We start from the raw sequence: 17,710 nt of genomic DNA on the forward strand, positions 1-17,710 counted from the left end.
TCAAAAAATGACTAGGCGGATTGTTCTTATTTTTCTAATTACCTTTTCTCTTGGTCAGGTGGCAGCCCAGCAACAAATAAAGGGTGTAACAAAGTCGATAAGTTCTGTTAGCACGGATAAAGGCACCAAGTATTATGGCAACAAGAATGAGCCGCCACGCGCCATCGAATTTAATGAGCGGTCACTTGCTAGTGCTAACTTTCTAGTCAACATCAATAGCTATTTTGATATTCCGATCGAATTCACTTTCACCGAAACGGAATCAACTACTGACAACCTAGGAATGCGGCATCGCTTTCTGCAACAAAATTACAAAGGCATTCCATTAGAAGGCATGGGGTATCGTGTGCATGAGCGAAACGGATTTGTTACTTCGGCCAATGGCAAAGCAGTACGAAGTATGAACGTAAATACTCAAGCAACCCTTAGCGAAAGGCAATGTTTTCAACTTGCTGTTCAATATTTACAAACAAAAGATACAACCATGCAACGCGGCAGAAAATTGATTGTATCTAAAGGCTTTGCTTTTTCACCAGAAAGTTTTTTTGTAGCCTACCAGTTTGATGTTGACGTGTCGTTGGTAGAGCGTTGGAGAATTTCCATTGATGCGCGCAGCGGCCAAGTTGTCAATAAAGTAAGCTTGGTCAATAATTGCTTTGGGGAAAAAGAATCACCACCCCTGCCCTATAGTACTGGAACAGGATTGACAAACTATTATGGAACCCAAACGATTCGGGTTGAAAAATTTGAAGATGGTTCTTCGAGGCTGCAAGGCCAAACAGAGCATGGTGGAAAAATTGGGACGTATGATTTCGGAAATCGTCCCAGTATTATATTGTATTTGGGAATTCCATTTAACCCGTCTTATTTCTTCTCCTCCAATAATACTTACAGCAGCCCCTATCAGAAGCCGGCCGTATCTGTTCAGTGGGCTGCTGAGCAAGCCTATGAATACTATTTCAAAAAGCATAGTCGTAATAGTTTTGACAATAAGGGCAGTGAAATTAAATCATATGTACATGTTGATGTTAATTATGATAATGCTTTTTGGAACGGTAAGATTTTAGCCTTTGGCGATGGCAGCAAAAACAACCCATTGGTAGAATTAGATGTTGTCGGCCATGAACTAACCCATGGGGTAACGCAGTATGAGGCGAATCTTCGCTATTATGGAGAACCGGGTGCTCTGAATGAGTCATTCTCAGACATTTTCAGCAAAGCGATTGAGTTTAGTGTATTTGGTGATACTGCTACTTGGCAATTGGCCAAACATTTTCAGGCCGGTGGCTTGCGTGATTTTAGTAACCCCAATCTTAAAAAACAACCCGATACATATTTTGGAGATTTGTGGTACACAGGCTATGAAGATAATGGTGGAGTTCACTATAATTCGGGGGTGCAAAATTTTTGGTATTATCTTTTATGTAAAGGCGGCAGCGGGGTAAACGATAGGCAGGTAAGTTACACTGTCAATGCAATCGGCATGGAAGCAGCCACCAAAATTGCTTACCGAAACTTAACGGAATATTTGAGCTATTTCTCAGACTATCTTGATAGTAGAATTGGATCCATGTTAGCCACAGCCGACCTGTACGGAAAAAATTCAGTTGTCTATCAAGAGGTAGATAAAGCGTGGGATGCTGTGGGTGTAGTAGACGAACCCATCATCACCAATCTTGAACTATTTGATATCACTGCTACCACTGTAAAAATAAAAGGTACCCTTCTTCCTAGGGGAGATACGGTTACGTATCGGTTTGAATATGGAACAACACCGATTTACGGAAGTTCGTCTGTCAACTATAAATACACAGATAAGGTAGAAGGCATATTAACAGGACTTCAAAGCAATACGAAATACTATTTGAGGCTGGTGGCTACCAATGAAAATGGAAGCTCTTATGCTGCCACAGAATTTACAACTATTTCACTGAGTCCCTTGGTAAAAATTAAACAAACAGTTGATGTAACAGAAACCAACGCCATACTATATGGTCAGATAAATCCAAACAGTTTGCCTACCTCTTACTATTTTGAATATGGATCAACACTTTCTTTTGGTTTGGTTACCCCGACATTTACATTGTCTGATACTACTGAGTTTTTGCAAGTTTCAGTACCGATTGGCAATCTTCAATCACGTCAAACCTACTATTACCGATTGGTAGCAACCAATAGTTTTACATCTTCATCATCTGAGTCGGCTAATTTTTTCACAGCGGTGAAACCACTTATTAGTTCCTACTCTCCGAATATAGCAACCGTAGGCTCTGAGATAACTATTATAGGGCAAAACTTTAATGCAACAATGGATAAAAATATTGTAAAATTTGGTGCTACTCGTGCCACCGTGTTATCAGCGAGCATAACCGAGATAAAAGTAAAAGTACCGGTAGGCGCCTCTTTTGGGCCTATCACCTTGCTGGATGTTGAGTCTGGTTTAAGTACACAATCTGTACAAGAATTTATGCCCACTTTCACTGGGGAATTCAAAAAAACCGATCTAACACATAGGGTCGGCATCAATGATATTTACTTTTATCAGACGTTTGTGAAGGACATGGATGGCGATAGTAGACCCGATATTATTGGCATCCACAACAGCGGTTTCTCGGTTCTCCAAAATGTAAATCAAGGGGGGGACATTACCAGTGAATCATTTGTAAGAAATACATTTCCGTCTGAATATTCGCTTGGGCAGGCCTCCTTAGTTGATTTTGATGGCAATGGTTTACAGGACTTAGTAGGTTTCTATCAATACGGATTGCGGATATACCCAAATCTGTCAGTGCCGGGTTTTATCTTCTTTGGCCCTCCTATTGATTTATCTACAGGGTATTTGTCAAATTTGATATTTGGCGATTTTGACCAAGACGGCCATATTGATATTGCCGGCACTAGTAGTGTTTGGACAGTAGGCAGTATTTTAAAGATCTTTAGAAATCTAAATGCAAAAGGCTACTTAGCATCAAAGAACTTCGAACTGCGATACGAGAAGCCATTGACCTTCTTTATTGATTACCTTACTACAAGTGATTTGAACAATGATGGTACTCCAGATTTAATGGCAGGTACATATAATAAAAAGTTTCTTTCCGTATTTGTGAACAAGAGCCACTCCGGTAATTTTGATTTTGAAGAAACAATGGTGCAGGATCCAACCAGAGCTGAATATCCTCAATATGTTTCGCACGATTTGAATCAGGATGGATGGAAAGATATAATCTCTTTCTCTCGCTCTCCGTATCAGAACGGAAATCTTTCCATTGCCGAAAATATGGGTACTTCACCCAACATCACCGCAGCAACACCAGCCGTAATCATTACCGACAATGGCATAAGAGGCGTTAAAACAGCAGACATAAATGGTGACGGTAAGCTTGATTTATTAGTTGGCATCGACAATTGGACATTTACATTACTTAACAATTCACTACAACTCAATGGGCATCTCTCCAGTTCTTCTTTTGAAAAATTGGCAACCTACGGAATGTCAGTGTCAAATGTTGGTTCAAATTCTGTTGAGACTCAATTGAGTCTTAATGATCTAAATGGAGACGGCAGACCCGAAGTCATTTGTAATTATGCCTATAACTTTCCGCCTCGTGATCGATATGGTTTCGAAATTTGGCAAAATGCCCCTGCTAACTGCTTAGACCCTTCACTAATAAAACTTAACGTGACTAACTCGGCAACCATCATTCTGCCACCCGGCACAACGATAAATAAATACGAAATCGAATATGCCTATAGGGGCAATAGTGACTGGTATCCCGTCACTTCAACTACCATACCGGTGTACTCTGGTTACTCTTATCGGCTGAGGGTTCGCGCCAAATGCTATCTGGGCTTTACCGACTACTACTACATAGATTTTACCACTGATTGCGCAAACACAGACTATTTTACCATTTCAAGTGTAGAGGTCGACAAGGTGATATTCAATTCATACAATTATTACGATGTACAATATTCACCCGCAGGCAAAAATCAATGGTTAACGCTTCCACAATCCACCAATCAGATTACCAATCTGACTCCTGGCACTAATTATGATTGGCGAATCCGTGGTTTATGTAGCACACCTGTTCAGTACAGCTATAGACAATTCACTACCCTATGCCCTAAGTTAAATTCACTTACAGTTACCAATATACTTTACAACAAGGCCACCGTAAATTGGAGCAGCACCTCCCCAGGCGATGCACTTCTTGAGTACAGCGCAGACAACATCAACTGGACGCCCATTGGTGCATCCAAGGAGATGTCCCCACTTCTACCTACCAAGCAATATTTTGTAAGGGGAAGAAAAATTTGTACAAATATCAATTCTGATTTTATTTATAACTCATTTACTACACCCTGCCCGAAAGTTTCATCTGTAACCGTTGATGCGGTTACTCCATTCAACGCAAGAGTCAATTGGCTCGATGAATCGAACACCGGCAATTACACCTTAACCTATTCAATCACTGCGGGCGGCCCTGTTTCAACTGTGCAGACTCGTTCAACTTCCTTTATATTGAACAATCTCCAGCCTGGTACTAGCTACACCGTCAAGGTTGCTCCGAATTGTGTTTCTAGCCAGAGCTTTACCTCAACAACTTTTACTACAATATGCTTTGTGCCTTTCGACTTATCCGTGAAGGAAATAAAATACACTACTGCCGAGATTTCGTGGAGTGATTCTTTCGGTGGCGTCAACTACTTTGTCGACTATGCGATTAAAGAAACCAACGTTTGGCAAACAATTGAGACTAGATTGACCAATGTATCGCTTACTAAACTAAGGCCGGGTGTTGAATATGAAGTGAGAGTACACATCAATTGCTCAAGTGCAAAGGCACCCTTTGTTTCTCAATTTTTCAAAACTAATGTTTATGAAGAAACAACCATTGCCCCTAACCCAACAGAAAAGAGCATTACGATATTCCCAGCCAAAAATTTAATCGGAAGTACTTTCAGTATGTATGATAACACGGGTAAACAAGTGGTCAACGGTGAGCTGATTGATTACACTATCGATTTATCTATTCTTTCTCCTGGCATTTATATGTTGAAAATTGATGGAGAAAAACCTCTCAAGATTGTGAAGTTCTAATTCAGAATAGTGCTCACAACTTTTCTTGCCTCTTCTTTTTAAGTACTTTTATAAGAATATTCCATTCCTATGAAAAAATTCACTACCCTGCTCGTCAGCATTTTTTTCCTCTGTAATCTTGCTTATTCACAAGCGCTCACCAGCAAGCAAATTGATTCACTCGTAAATAAAACGATGGAGGTGATGCCACTGGCAGGTATTGCTGTGGCCGTGGTGAAAGACGGAAAAGTAATTCATTCCAAGGGGTATGGCGTGACTTCCATCAAAACAAAAGAAAAAGTAGACGAGAACACCCTATTTGCCATTGCATCGAACAGTAAATCATTTACCACCGCTGCACTCGCCATTTTGGTGGATGAGGGCAAACTCTCGTGGCAAGACAAAGTGGTGGACTACATTCCTGAATTTAAAATGTACGATCCGTATGTTACCGCCAATTTCAACATTCAAGATTTGTTAACGCACCGTAGTGGCATGGGGCTTGGTGCTGGTGATTTGATGTTCTTTCCAGATGGTAGCAATTTTACGATCAAGGATATCCTCAAAAGTTTTCAGTACCAAAAACCAGTATCCGCGTTTCGCACCAAATTTGACTACGACAACCTGCTTTACATGGTGGCGGGTGAAGTAATAGCACGTGTAAGCGGCATGAGTTGGACAGAGTTTGTAGAAAAGAAAATCATGAAGCCGTTGGGTATGAGCCGCTCGGCTGGTGGTTATCAACTTTTGAAAGACAAAAAGAACGTGTCCATGCCACACGCAGCAGAAAAAGGAGTGTTGCGTCAATTACAACCTTACCAAGATGGCGATGGCACACTCGGTGCTGCGGGAGGAATTTATTCTAGTGTATCAGATTTGAGCAAGTGGTTACTTATGCACCTAAACGATGCCAAGTATGGCGATGCCCTTCAATCACAACTCATTACTATCAACAACCACCGCGAGTTGTTTCGGCCGCACACCATTCTTGGCTTCAACATCAAACCCGATCCGCGTTCCAAACGTCACCTCAACGCATATGGTTTGGGCTGGGGCATAGAAGACCAGCGAGGAAATATTTTGATCAGCCATACAGGCGGATTGCCTGGCATGCTCAGCCGCACAGCCTTTATTCCTGAATTAAATGTAGGTGTGGTGGTGCTCACTAACACGGACCCCGGAGGGTATAGTTTTCAAACCATCTCTGCCTCCATCCTTGATGCTTACCTAGGCAAACCGAAAATGGACTTAATCAGTCGCACGCTAAAAAATATACAAGAGAGCGAAAGCCGTGGAGATTCTGTAACTACTGCCGTGTGGAATGCAGTGAAGAACGCCAAGGCAGACCATTTGAAATTAGAAAACTACACAGGCACCTACCGCGATCCTTGGTTTGGTGAAGTAAAGATTGTACTGAAAGAAGGAAAGTTGTGGTTTGCTTCGGCACGTTCGCCCAAGCTCAACGGGCAAATGTTTTATTACAAGGCCAACACATTTGCCATCAAGTGGGGGTATCAAGAAATGCCATGCGATGCTTTCGCCATTTTTCAAGTAGACGAAGAAGGTTATCCAACCGGAATCCGCATGAAAGGAATTTCGCCAAATATGGATTTCAGTTTTGACTTTCAGGATTTGGATTTGCAGAAGTTGAAATAGGCTTGCATGACTAAGTTTATTGAATAGTTATAGAATAGAAGATGGGTCAACCAGAATAACTGCTTGCTAACGCCAATCAGACTAACAATTTTTAAACATTGGCTGGGATGAAAATAAACCTCTTTATGGATAAAAATAGTGTAACCGCTCGCAAAACCGCTCGGGTAGAGTTGGAGGTGATTAATCCCAGATTTTGCAGTAGAACTATTTTGAACTAACCGGTAAGACTTAGTGGCAGGTTTATATTTTTAATATTTGAGAAAAGGCCATCATACCATTGTCTTCTTTTGAGTGGCACGGACATTTGCAATACCCATTTTTGAGCCTCTTCCTCCAACCAACTTCCAACTGCAAAGCAGTTGAACCTTAATGTTGAAAGCTTGGGCTGGGGCTGTTTCTGGTGGGTTATTTGCCGGAACAGGCTCATCAAATTATAGGCTACCATTACAAAACGCATAGCTGTTTCGGTAGCACAAAAGCTGTCCATGCAAAAACCTTCTGCACCAAAATCTTCTTTGAGTTCTTTTATCCTGTTCTCAGCATCTCCCCTGCGTTTATATTGTTCCCATATTTCCAATGCTGGCAATTTTTGGTTCGTTACAAAGGCGTGATATCTTTTACGGTATACTTTTTCGTCTGCTATGCCCATGCTACTAAATAATGTCTTTAGTTTTTTCCCTGTAGCCTTGGCCCTGATTTCTTCACTTTGCTTTATTACTACTATTCTTCTTGCACCGCTCCAGCCTCCTTGTTGGTAGCTTATTTCAGATATCCACAGCCCTTCCCCTACAGCATTCCATTGGGTAATATTATAAATGCTGACTTGTAGATTCGCATAGAGTTTACAGGCCATAACGTAGGGTATATCTTTTCCTTCAATGAAATCTAAGATCGTACTACTGCAAAAGCCACTATCGGCCCTGAACAATCCTATTGTTTTATTTTTGAGGATCGTAAAGGTCTCCTCTAAAAAGTGAATGCAGTTACTGTTGCTCCCTGTATTGCCACTGCGGTTCCAGCAGTTGGCCACCATGCGGATATCATTGACAAAAGCAAATAAGGGATGGTGGCTGCCCCTTCCAGGCTTCTTGGGGTTGTACCCTTTTTTGCTCCCTTCCTGTTCTCCATAGCGCGTGATAACGCTGCTGTCAACATCCAACGTGTAATTATCAAACTGCAGCTGCTCAAAAAACCAGCTATACAATTCAATGAAAAGATGGTGGTGCATGGAGGGTGTGAACTTTTTAAAGAAACGCCCAAATGTTGTTCCTGAAGCAACACGCTTCCATCCGAATATTTCGCGCAAAACTTCATCTACCCTAACCACTGCTGTATGGCTGAACCGAAAACATCCGATCCATGTACTTACCCAAAAACTCTCAATTATACTTATAGCATCGATGCTGTTGTTGCTCTTTCCTTCTGGCAATCCAAGGGTTGATAGCTTCTTGCTGATACCTGTCTTATCGATCAGCATTTTCATCTCCTTCATACCGCCCCAAGGAGTTACTAATCTATCGGTGTAGTGGTGTTCCATATTCAAAAATAAGACACTATGTCGTATCTATTCCTATTGCAAAATCTGGGTTAATTGAGTTCCAATGGAAGGAGGAAGTAGTACACTGGATTTCGCTAAATTTTATTTTCAATTATGACCGAACGTGAATTGATAAAACTTGAAGCCACCATTCGAAACAAAATGGAGGAAATCAGAAAACAGCGCGTAAGCCTGAAAGATTCAGGCATTGGTGGACTAATGAATACGCTAAAGAAGGTAGACGAAGCCCTATACGAAAAAATATTGCCCGATTACAAAAAGATGGCGATAGAAAGCAAAATCTTTAAATAACAACTCTTATGAGTCAAATTTCCTTCGTCTAAAGTAAACCAAATCAAACTTTAACAATATACTATTCAAATTTAACAGCTATAGCATACTCTGCCCATTCCCCAAAAACTCCAGCATCCAAACAAAAACAAAAAGCTGGATCTGGAGTTGATGTAAGTGAGTAAGTAGTTTATCTAATGTTGCAAAAGCTGGCTCCTCGTACGAAAACGCTATCCGGTGAAAAATATACGAGAAGAAAACGATTGGCTTAGAAAAACCTCAGGGCGAAGTTCATTGAGAAGGCCTTGAAACTAAAATTTCTTTAGACGAACAGTTTCTTCGTCCAGTTGGACAGGAAATTATTTTACCAACCTGATGAGGCCATAAACTGAGGGGAAAATTTCAAAAATGAAATCTCCATAAGATCACGCTCCGAAAAAAATTGTAGAAAGTCATTTGGTGATTGCCCAGTTTATTGATCAGCAGGGAACCTTGCTGTGCCTTGGCAATGGCGAAGAAATCTTCGGAAGCCTCTGCGTGATTAGCCCTCCTTTACTAAAAACTGCTCGAGATCTTTTAGTTGTAAGATGCCTTCGTAATAAGCTTTGCCAAAAATCACGGAGTAAACGCCCATGTCGTTTAGGCGCTTAATATCATCTACTCCTCGGACACCTCCACTGGCCAACACCTTTAGGTCAGGGAAGGTATCTATGATTTCTTGATAAAATGAAAAGGCGGGGCCTTCCAGCACACCATCGCGAGAGATATCGGTGCACTTGGCATATTTCAATCCGCGATCATAAAAGTATTCGATGTGCTCAAAAAGCGTTACGTTGGCCATTTTTTGCCAACCCCTAAAGGCTACCTTTTTTGATTGGATGTCGGTAACATCTGCCCCCAGCGTGATGTTTTCTCTTCCATAGCTGATCAGCCAAGAGGCAAACAAATTGGGATTTGTGATGGCAATACTGGAGGCGGTAATGTAATCTGCTCCATAATTGTAAGCATTGCCTATATCGCCATCTGTGCAAATGCCCCCGGTAAAATCCAATTTCAAATCGGTATAGCCGGAGATTTGTTGCAGCACATGAAGGTTTCTCGGGCTGCCCGTTTCGGCTCCATCTAAATCTACCAAGTGAAGAATTTCGATGCCGTGGTCTTCAAATCTTTTGGCTAAATCCACCGGGTTTTCATCATAGGCCTTTTCGCTGGTTGGGTCGCCCTTGCGCATTTTCACCACCTTGCCTTTTCGAATCGCTATTGAAGGTATTACTTGAATCATTATAAATCAGAATTTAAAGTATAGAAAGACTATTTAACCATAAAGGGTGCCGCCACCAATGTTTTGTCCCAAATAAGAATCAGCTCCATTTCTTCGCCAACTTTTTCTACGCTGATGGTAAACTGTTCAAATTCCTTTTCTTGCAATACAACGGGGCTTTCCAATTTGATAACGTCTTTAGTGGAATCGCGTAACGCTTGCCCATCAAACCCAACCCCCCAGGAGGGGATATTGCTATTAAAAATGATCTTCCAACTCGTTTCGTTGGGAATTGTCCATAGGCTGTATCGTCCTTTTGGAAGATTTTGACCCGAGAATTGCAGAGCCTGGTTGGTTTCAAAAACGGTGGCTTCGTTGGCCCCCGTGCGCCAAACCTTGCCAAAGGGAACCAGCCCATCTTTTGCAAAAAGAACGCGTCCCTTTTTTGAAGGGCGGTTGTAAAAGACATGCACCTTCAAATCCCCATTAGAAAAGTTAACATTCGACTCGGGGCTGAAGGATTTGGTATAGAAAAAACGAAGATACGTTAAGGTTCCGATCAGGATCACCAAGATAACTCCAACAATAATCAATACGCGTTTCATACACGGGTTTTAAGTGAAATAGACGTCTAGTTAATATTTAACCCTCAATTTGCAAATAATTAATGTTATCCGATTACTTTTGAGCGTTAAACATTTTGAACTATGGCAGTTTTTGGTGTCGTACTTGCCCTTTTCGCTTTGGCCATTCTTTCTATATGGCTTTTCCCCAACAGTAAAGTGAGCGATAACGAGCATGATGTAAAGCACTAACCAGAATGAACATCTGCGTTTTTTGCGGAAGCTCATTGGGCTCAAAAGGTGTTTATAAAAGCGTAGCGCACGAATTGGGCAAACTGATTGCTCAATCAAAATCAACCTTGGTATACGGTGGTGGCAACATTGGCCTAATGGGCGTAGTGGCAGATGCTGTAATGGAACACAACGGAGAGGTGATTGGCATAATACCCGATTTTCTTTTGCGCAGAGAAGTAGCCCACCACGGCATCACCCAATTAGAGGTTGTAGAATCTATGCATGAACGCAAAAAGCGGATGGCCGATCTTTCGGATTCATTCATTGCTTTGCCGGGTGGATGGGGCACCTTGGATGAACTGGCCGAAATTCTTACTTGGAAACAATTAGGCCTCATCTCTTCCTCCATTGGCATCTTAAACATCAATTCTTTTTTCAATCATTTGATCAATCAAATGCAATTGATGGCCAGCCATGGCTTTCTTCAAGAAAATTATCTGCAACAGGTAAAGATTGCCGATAATCCCAAAGATATGCTCATCCAAATGGGTGCTTTCCACGTATAGTAACTCGGTTAGAAATTACTAGATTTCGTAAAACCGTACTAAATGGGGAGAGTTTTACTTTGCCTTCTCTTATTTGTTTTTTCCTATGGTCTTTGCCAAGAACAGCAAATACTGGGCTTCTCATTGCCCCCAAATACCAACAAGGTCGAAATCCCCATCGAGATTCACAACAACCTGGTGGTGGTGCCAGTGATCCTTAACAACACTCTTCCTTTAAAATTTATTGTCGATACGGGCGTTCGAACGGCCATTCTTACGGAAAAAATTTATAGTGATATCCTTAATCTTTCATACACCCGAAAATACACCATCTCGGGGGCAGGTGGCCAAAAATTGGTAGACGCCTTCCTTACAAACAATGTAACCTTTGATATGCCGGGTGTGCACGGGCAAGGGCACTCCATGTTGGTATTAGGTCAAGATTACCTGGAATTAAAAAACTCAATGGGCACCGAGGTGCACGGGATTTTAGGGTATGAACTTTTCAGTCGATTTGTGATAACCATTAACTACGAAGCCAAGCGGCTTACCTTGGAGTTGCCAAACAAATTCAAGCCCAAGCGCTCTTACAAAGTATTGCCCATTACGGTAGAAGACACCAAACCCTTTGTTCATGTAAAATTACAAATGAACGACTCGGTAAAAGTAGATGCAAAGATGTTGGTAGATAGCGGAGCAAGCCACGGTATATTTTTAGAATCCACTTCCGATAGCTTGATTCAAATCCCCGCAAAAAATATTGATGCTGTTTTGGGCCGAGGACTAGGAGGAGTAATATTTGGGAAAATTGCCCGCATCAAATCAATGGATATTTCTGATTACCGATTGGAACAAGTGATTGCCAATTTCCCGTTGGACTATTCCCCCAAAGACACCACCAAAACGAATGCCCGAACTACCTTTCGCAATGGAAGTATTGGTGGTGACTTACTAAGCCGATTTACGGTTGTGTTTAATTTTCCTGACGAGAAAATTTACCTAAAGAAAAATGCTGCCTTTAAAAAGAAATTTTATTATAGCCTCAGTGGTCTAACCGTGCGCGCGAAAGGCAATCGGCTTAGCGAATTTGAAATTACGGATGTTCGCAAAAACACGCCTGCCGAACGCTCTGGAATACAAATTGGCGATCAATTGCTGTTTATAAACGGTTTTGATTTGAGCGAGCTAGAGCTGAACAATGTCAATTCTCTTCTTAGCCAGAAGCCCGGAAAAAAAATAAAAGTTCAGGTGCTGAGAAACGGAGAGAAACTTAAAAAGGAATTTACCCTTGAAAGTGTAATCTAGTCTGCTAGCAACCGCATCAATTGACCTTTCCTTTTTCGGTATGCCTTTCTTAAAAACTGCTGGGCCGCACGAGGTGTAAAGGCTTGCGTTAGGCATTTATAGAGGCGTTCGGCTGTTAAGTTGGACTTCAACAAATAATTTAATGCCTCGTTATTTACGAAGTGTTGGTAATTCGAATTTTTTAAAACAGTGATGGGAACATCTTTAGTTTTTCGATTGCGTGATAGCTGGTGGATAGTTTCTCGCAGTTCATGGTCTCCAATATTATCGTCAATCAAAATATAGGAAGGCGAAAACGTAGCCAAGCAATCCAGGCTACTGCGCAAATCAAAAGCGATTTTGGTAATGAAAGGCTGGTGCCTGATTTGATCTATGTGGTTTACCACATCGCTCAATTCAATGGGATTATTTCCCACCACCAACACCTGCCACTTTTTCTCTGCTTCTGTTATCATAACACGAACTTTAAACGTAACGATTAATAGCTCATTTAGTTGGATTGTAACCATGTTTTTTTGGAACTTGACATTCGTTAACAAATCATCCACAAAAGATTAAACATTCAAATACATTTCATTGAAATTACTCAACAGAACAGAACCAAAAACAATTGTAATCGTTGGCGGAGGCTTAGCTGGCTTGGTCTGTGCGAATCTATTAAGCCAATCAGCCAAGGTAGTTTTACTTGAAAAAAAACAATATCCCTTTCATCGGGTGTGTGGTGAATATATTTCGAACGAAACTATTCCTTTTCTTAAAAGAAATGGACTCTATCCCAACTTTTTAGAATTGCCCTCCATTCGTCAGTTGTGGTTAACTTCGGTTAATGGACAAAAAGCAGAAATAGATTTGGGCTTAGGAGGGTTTGGCATCAGCCGATTTCAATTGGATCATTTTCTATATCAGAAGGCAAAAGAAAAAGGGGTAGCTGTTTTTGAAAATTGTGAAGCAACCCAAATCACCTTCCAAGATGAGTTGTTCGAGATTGAAACAACCAATAAAAAATTTACAGCCGATGTTGTGATCGGCTCGTTTGGCAAGCGTTCTCGTTTGGATAAAACGCTCCAGCGAAACTTCATTCAAAAAAAGTCTCCGTATGTAGGTATCAAGTATCATATCCGAACACAACATCCCAACCACGTAATTGCGCTTCATAATTTTAAAGATGGATATTGTGGCATCAGCAATATTGAAGAAGGAAAAAGCACGCTGTGTTACCTTACCCATCGCAACAACGTCCGGCAGTTCAAAAGCATTGCAGAAATGGAGCGGCAAGTATTGTTTAAGAACCCTTACCTCAAAAAAATGTTTAGCGAGTCAGAATTCCTGTACGAAAAGCCGGAGACCATCAATGAGATTTCGTTTGAAACCAAAGGCCCGATCGAGCAACATCTACTGATGAGTGGCGATGCCGCTGGGATGATTACTCCGCTCTGCGGCAATGGCATGGCACTGGCGATTCATTCGGCCAAAGTAGTAAGCGAACTGGTTCACCAATTTTTGCAAGGAGCGATAAATCGATCTCAATTGGAAAATCAATATGCGCAACAATGGAGAGCTTTATTTGCAAAGCGATTGTGGGCTGGTCGACAAATACAAAACCTATTTGGCAGCGAGTGGGCTTCTAACATTGCGGTAAACTTGGCACGATACACTCCCTCTATCGCCCAGTTTTTGGTGAAGCAAACCCATGGGGATGAATTTTAGATGTATCGGATAGTCGGGTAAGCCACATAAAATCGATTTGCTTTCCATTTTCGCCTTCCTAACTTTAGCAATCAAATTCATTTATGGAAACATCAAGAAGAGCCTTTTTACAAACCCTTGGCCTAATGGCCGGTTATGGGTTAACTACCAGCGTGGGGTTTTGTTGTTCAACCAAATCAACATCAGAAGAAACCCGCGATTCAACCAACACTGTTATGCAAACCCCAAAAGATATTTTCTTCAAGATTTCTTTAGCGGAATGGTCGCTTCACCGGATGCTCCAAGATAAAAAACTAGATCATCTTGATTTTCCTGCAAAGGCCAAGAATGATTTCGGTATTTCTGCCGTAGAATATGTCAATCAGTTTTTCTTTGACAAAGCAAAAGACAGCGCCTACTTAACCGAATTAAAGAAACGCTGCGATGACAATGGCGTTACCAGTGTTTTGATTATGTGCGACAACGAGGGTGGCATGGCCGATACCGATGCGAAGAAAAGAAAGCAAGCGGTTGAAAACCATTACAAGTGGGCTGATGCAGCTAAATTTTTAGGCTGCCACAGCATTCGCGTCAACTGCTTTGGCGAAGGCACACGCGAAGAAGTAGCGAAAGCCGGCACCGATGGCCTTCATCAATTAAGTGAGTATGCTCAACAAGTTGGCGTGAATGTAATTGTAGAAAATCATGGCGGATATTCATCGGATGGCCAATGGCTGAGCAAAGTAATTACCGATGTAGGTATGACCAACTGCGGCACACTGCCCGACTTTGGTAATTTTTGTGTTCGCAGAGAAAAGGGCGACATGTGGGAATCGAAGTGTATGGAATGGTACGATCGATACAAAGGAACGACCGAGATTTTGCCATTTGCAAAAGGGGTAAGTGCCAAGAGTTATGATTTTGATGCGAGTGGGAATTGCATTGAAACAGATTACGAAAAGATGCTGAAGATTGTAAAAGCGAGTGGCTACACCGGTTACATTGGTATTGAGTATGAAGGAAGCGTGTTGTCAGAAGAAGAAGGGATACGGGCAACCAAGGCATTGTTAGAAAAATTTGGAAGAATCTAATGAAAAAAATATTACGGTTTTTATTCATTGCATTAATCACTTCGGTGGTCTCTTGTTCTACAAAAGAAAATGAAAATTTCGTTTTAGCGCCTCCCGATTTTCAAACAAAATTGAGCCAAGCACAAGATGCCTACTTGTTGGATGTGCGCACAAGTGAGGAGATTACAACGGGTATAATTGCCGGTGCGGTCAATATTATCTATGATGAAAATTTTGCGCAAAAAATTTCTGAAGTGCCTCTTCAGCCAATATTTGTTTATTGTGCTTCGGGCAAGCGAAGCGCCAAGGCAGCAAAAATTTTGAGGGAAAAAGGTTATGCTCCTGTTTACGAACTAGCGGGTGGGCTTAATGCTTGGAAAGAAAAAGGGCTAAGTGTGAATCAATGATTTTGCACTTCCAACACCATGCTCTCTAAAGTCAAGCCGGGGCCAAAAGCAAAGCTCAAAATCTTTTTTCTCGTATCCTCCTTGGTTAAGCGGAGGTAAATCTCATGCAAAACAAAAAGCACTGTGGGTGACGACATGTTGCCAAAGTTTTTCAGCACTTCATAGGCATGTTGGTTTTGCAGTTTCGTTACGTTCAGTTCCGATTCAATGGCTTCCAATATCTTTTTCCCTCCAGGGTGAATGGCAAAATAATCGATATCCGAAAGTTGCTGTGAAATACTATTCAACAGCGAAGAAGTCAATTTTTTAATGCCGCCTTTGATCACATCTGGTACATACGATGAGAGCCTCATTTCAAAACCCATATCGCCCACCGTCCAGGCCATGTCATGTTCACCTTCGGTGGCAATCTCACAAAAAAAGTTAAGTGGTTTTAGGTTTATTCCAGTGCGGGGAATGGCCTCCACAATCAATGCCGCAGATCCATCGGCAAATAGTGAGTTGGCAAGCAGATTGTCTTCGGTGTTTTCTGGTTGAAAGTGAATGCTGCACAGCTCCGTGCAAACCACCAATACTTTTACTTTTGGATTTTTTTCACAAAATGCATTTGCCAACTTCATGGCATTGAAGGCTGCATAACAACCCATAAAGTTGATGCAGGTGCGCTCAACGGAAGATTTCAATCCAAGGCTTCTGACCAAATCAATATCCAAACCGGGAGCGTACATGCCCGTGCAACTCACTACTACCAAATGGGTAATTTCTGAACGTTTGAGATCATGTAGCTTCGCAAAACATTTTTCTGCAGCCGATACACTTACGTGAACGGCATGCTTTTGAAACAGTGCCATGCGCTGCTTGGTGGAGGGAAATGCTTCTGAATGGTTTGGATAAAAATCAAAATGACTCGCGCGGCTATAATCGTTGATGACCGAGTGCCGCGTTTCAATGCCGCTCAATCGGTGCAGTGCCCTCAACTTTCGCGCATCTTCGGCATCCAGCTTCATAGCCTTCACCATAAATTCAGCTATCGCTGATTGGGCAATTTTGTTTTCTGGATTGGCAGTGCCAATAGCGGTAATGAAGCTCATCGTTCAAGTATAACAAAAAAGTTAGTCAATTGATTTAGTAAGCTGCTCAAATTTGTATCTTGAAAAATAATTGCGTGCAGCATGTCATTCAAATCCACTTTTCTTCACCTTCGATTTCCGTTTAGCTACTTCTTATTACCTATTTATTTGTTTGCGTTGAGCCAAAGTCCAGACTTTACAGCCGATCGATTGTTATGGTCTTTTTTGCTCATCCATCTTTTTCTGTACCCCGCCAGCAATGGATACAACAGCTATTTCGATAAAGATGAAAAGAGCATCGGTGGGTTGAAGAATCCTCCACCGGTTGACAAAAGTCTTTACTATTCTGCACTTGGTTTAGACGTGGTTGCCATCGGCCTTGCCGTCATAAAAATTGGAATCTTGTTTGCAACCATGCTGGTGATTTATGGATTGGCCAGCAAAGCTTATAGTCATCCTTCCATCCGATTAAAAAAATACCCGTTTGGGGGATGGTTAGTGACTGGATTTTTTCAAGGCTTCTTTACTTTTTTGATGAGCTACGTGGGCATCAATCACGCAGAAATTGGCCATTTGTTTCAACTCAAAATTTTGATTCCTGCTGCATTGACCAGCGTAATGCTGTGGGGCAACTACCCCATGACGCAGGTCTATCAACACGAAGAGGATGCTAAGCACGGTGATAAAACATTAAGTCTCTTGTTGGGCATACGCGGCACATTTATTTTTGTGCAGGCGGTGTTTGGAGTGGCTGCCTTTGGTTTTGCTTGGTTTTTTACCAATTATTATTCATTCGACTTTGCAATCAAATTTTTAATGGCATTGGCACCGGTGGTCATTTATTTTATGTATTGGTTCTACCTGGTTTGGAAGGATGAATCGAAAGCGGACTTTTCACGCACCATGCGATTGAATTTTGTTTCTGCTACATGCCTTAATCTTTTCTTTCTGTATTTCTTTTTGGCGAATAGCCATTATGGGGGGTATTTTTAAAGTGATGGTGAC

At 41.6% G+C, this 17,710-nt stretch carries 14 protein-coding genes; 9 read left to right on the forward strand and 5 right to left on the reverse strand.

The genetic code is table 11. The annotated features are described in order from the left end of the window. Window positions 1–7: 7 nt before the first annotated feature. Complete coding sequence (locus tag KA713_15590; protein UXE65872.1) at window positions 8–5,101, forward strand: M4 family metallopeptidase; 5,094 nt, start codon at window positions 8–10, stop codon at window positions 5,099–5,101. A 69-nt stretch (window positions 5,102–5,170) separates the two neighbouring features. Continuing rightward, on the forward strand, window positions 5,171–6,736 hold the full coding sequence (locus KA713_15595; GenBank protein ID UXE65873.1) for a serine hydrolase: 1,566 nt from the start codon (window positions 5,171–5,173) through the stop codon (window positions 6,734–6,736). 214 nt (window positions 6,737–6,950) lie between these two features. On the opposite strand, the gene KA713_15600 is transcribed toward KA713_15595, so the two are convergent. Continuing rightward, window positions 6,951–8,273 carry an IS1380 family transposase gene (locus tag KA713_15600; GenBank protein ID UXE65874.1) on the reverse strand — a complete coding sequence of 441 codons (1,323 nt, stop codon included), beginning with the start codon at window positions 8,271–8,273 and terminating at the stop codon, window positions 6,951–6,953. Between the two features lie 114 nt (window positions 8,274–8,387). Here KA713_15600 and KA713_15605 point away from each other — a divergent pair, with 114 nt between their 5' ends. After that, the gene (locus KA713_15605) at window positions 8,388–8,585 is read left to right on the forward strand and encodes a hypothetical protein (GenBank protein UXE65875.1); all 198 of its coding nucleotides are present in this window, start codon (window positions 8,388–8,390) and stop codon (window positions 8,583–8,585) included. A gap of 520 nt (window positions 8,586–9,105) precedes the next feature. Here KA713_15605 and KA713_15610 read toward each other — a convergent pair. Together KA713_15610 and KA713_15615 are read right to left on the reverse strand one after the other, a co-directional pair. Then, window positions 9,106–9,846 (reverse strand): 1-(5-phosphoribosyl)-5-[(5-phosphoribosylamino)methylideneamino] imidazole-4-carboxamide isomerase, encoded by a 741-nt coding sequence (locus KA713_15610; protein UXE65876.1) that lies wholly within the window; start codon window positions 9,844–9,846, stop codon window positions 9,106–9,108. A 29-nt stretch (window positions 9,847–9,875) separates the two neighbouring features. Further along, window positions 9,876–10,430, reverse strand: a complete 555-nt coding sequence (locus tag KA713_15615) for a DUF2911 domain-containing protein (protein ID UXE65877.1) — start codon at window positions 10,428–10,430, stop codon at window positions 9,876–9,878. Between the two features lie 215 nt (window positions 10,431–10,645). Here KA713_15615 and KA713_15620 point away from each other — a divergent pair, with 215 nt between their 5' ends. Both KA713_15620 and KA713_15625 read left to right on the forward strand, forming a co-directional pair. Beyond that, window positions 10,646–11,188 carry a TIGR00730 family Rossman fold protein gene (locus KA713_15620; protein UXE65878.1) on the forward strand — a complete coding sequence of 181 codons (543 nt, stop codon included), beginning with the start codon at window positions 10,646–10,648 and terminating at the stop codon, window positions 11,186–11,188. A gap of 42 nt (window positions 11,189–11,230) precedes the next feature. Next, window positions 11,231–12,472 carry an aspartyl protease family protein gene (locus KA713_15625; protein ID UXE65879.1) on the forward strand — a complete coding sequence of 414 codons (1,242 nt, stop codon included), beginning with the start codon at window positions 11,231–11,233 and terminating at the stop codon, window positions 12,470–12,472. Here KA713_15625 and KA713_15630 read toward each other — a convergent pair. After that, window positions 12,469–12,927, reverse strand: a complete 459-nt coding sequence (locus KA713_15630; GenBank protein ID UXE65880.1) for a hypothetical protein — start codon at window positions 12,925–12,927, stop codon at window positions 12,469–12,471. The genes KA713_15625 and KA713_15630 overlap by 4 nt on opposite strands. A 121-nt stretch (window positions 12,928–13,048) precedes the next feature. Here KA713_15630 and KA713_15635 point away from each other — a divergent pair, with 121 nt between their 5' ends. The 3 genes from KA713_15635 (at window position 13,049) to KA713_15645 (ending at window position 15,635) form a co-directional block, all read left to right on the forward strand. Then, window positions 13,049–14,179 (forward strand): NAD(P)/FAD-dependent oxidoreductase, encoded by a 1,131-nt coding sequence (locus KA713_15635; protein ID UXE65881.1) that lies wholly within the window; start codon window positions 13,049–13,051, stop codon window positions 14,177–14,179. 83 nt (window positions 14,180–14,262) lie between these two features. After that, window positions 14,263–15,249: a TIM barrel protein gene (locus tag KA713_15640; GenBank protein ID UXE65882.1), complete on the forward strand. Its 987-nt coding sequence runs from the start codon at window positions 14,263–14,265 to the stop codon at window positions 15,247–15,249. After that, window positions 15,249–15,635: a rhodanese-like domain-containing protein gene (locus KA713_15645; GenBank protein ID UXE65883.1), complete on the forward strand. Its 387-nt coding sequence runs from the start codon at window positions 15,249–15,251 to the stop codon at window positions 15,633–15,635. Before KA713_15640 ends, KA713_15645 begins: the two co-directional genes overlap by 1 nt. Here KA713_15645 and KA713_15650 read toward each other — a convergent pair. Continuing rightward, window positions 15,629–16,726 carry a type III polyketide synthase gene (locus KA713_15650; GenBank protein UXE65884.1) on the reverse strand — a complete coding sequence of 366 codons (1,098 nt, stop codon included), beginning with the start codon at window positions 16,724–16,726 and terminating at the stop codon, window positions 15,629–15,631. The two genes, KA713_15645 and KA713_15650, sit on opposite strands and share 7 nt — an antisense overlap. An 81-nt stretch (window positions 16,727–16,807) precedes the next feature. Here KA713_15650 and KA713_15655 point away from each other — a divergent pair, with 81 nt between their 5' ends. Next, window positions 16,808–17,698, forward strand: a complete 891-nt coding sequence (locus KA713_15655; GenBank protein UXE65885.1) for a UbiA prenyltransferase family protein — start codon at window positions 16,808–16,810, stop codon at window positions 17,696–17,698. Window positions 17,699–17,710 lie beyond the last annotated feature (12 nt).

The sequence above is a fragment of the Chryseotalea sp. WA131a genome (genome assembly GCA_025370075.1).
Classification (GTDB): Bacteria; Bacteroidota; Bacteroidia; order Cytophagales; family Cyclobacteriaceae; genus ELB16-189.

Bases quoted from the DNA above. Each gene is read 5' to 3' on its own strand.
- KA713_15590 (UXE65872.1), top strand. From the start codon at position 8: ATGACTAGGCGGATTGTTCTTATTTTTCTAATTACCTTTTCTCTTGGT.
- KA713_15595 (UXE65873.1), top strand. From the start codon at position 5,171: ATGAAAAAATTCACTACCCTGCTCGTCAGCATTTTTTTCCTCTGTAAT.
- KA713_15600 (UXE65874.1), bottom strand. From the start codon at position 8,273: ATGGAACACCACTACACCGATAGATTAGTAACTCCTTGGGGCGGTATG.
- KA713_15605 (UXE65875.1), top strand. From the start codon at position 8,388: ATGACCGAACGTGAATTGATAAAACTTGAAGCCACCATTCGAAACAAA.
- KA713_15610 (UXE65876.1), bottom strand. From the start codon at position 9,846: ATGATTCAAGTAATACCTTCAATAGCGATTCGAAAAGGCAAGGTGGTG.
- KA713_15615 (UXE65877.1), bottom strand. From the start codon at position 10,430: ATGAAACGCGTATTGATTATTGTTGGAGTTATCTTGGTGATCCTGATC.
- KA713_15620 (UXE65878.1), top strand. From the start codon at position 10,646: ATGAACATCTGCGTTTTTTGCGGAAGCTCATTGGGCTCAAAAGGTGTT.
- KA713_15625 (UXE65879.1), top strand. From the start codon at position 11,231: ATGGGGAGAGTTTTACTTTGCCTTCTCTTATTTGTTTTTTCCTATGGT.
- KA713_15630 (UXE65880.1), bottom strand. From the start codon at position 12,927: ATGATAACAGAAGCAGAGAAAAAGTGGCAGGTGTTGGTGGTGGGAAAT.
- KA713_15640 (UXE65882.1), top strand. From the start codon at position 14,263: ATGGAAACATCAAGAAGAGCCTTTTTACAAACCCTTGGCCTAATGGCC.
- KA713_15645 (UXE65883.1), top strand. From the start codon at position 15,249: ATGAAAAAAATATTACGGTTTTTATTCATTGCATTAATCACTTCGGTG.
- KA713_15650 (UXE65884.1), bottom strand. From the start codon at position 16,726: ATGAGCTTCATTACCGCTATTGGCACTGCCAATCCAGAAAACAAAATT.
- KA713_15655 (UXE65885.1), top strand. From the start codon at position 16,808: ATGTCATTCAAATCCACTTTTCTTCACCTTCGATTTCCGTTTAGCTAC.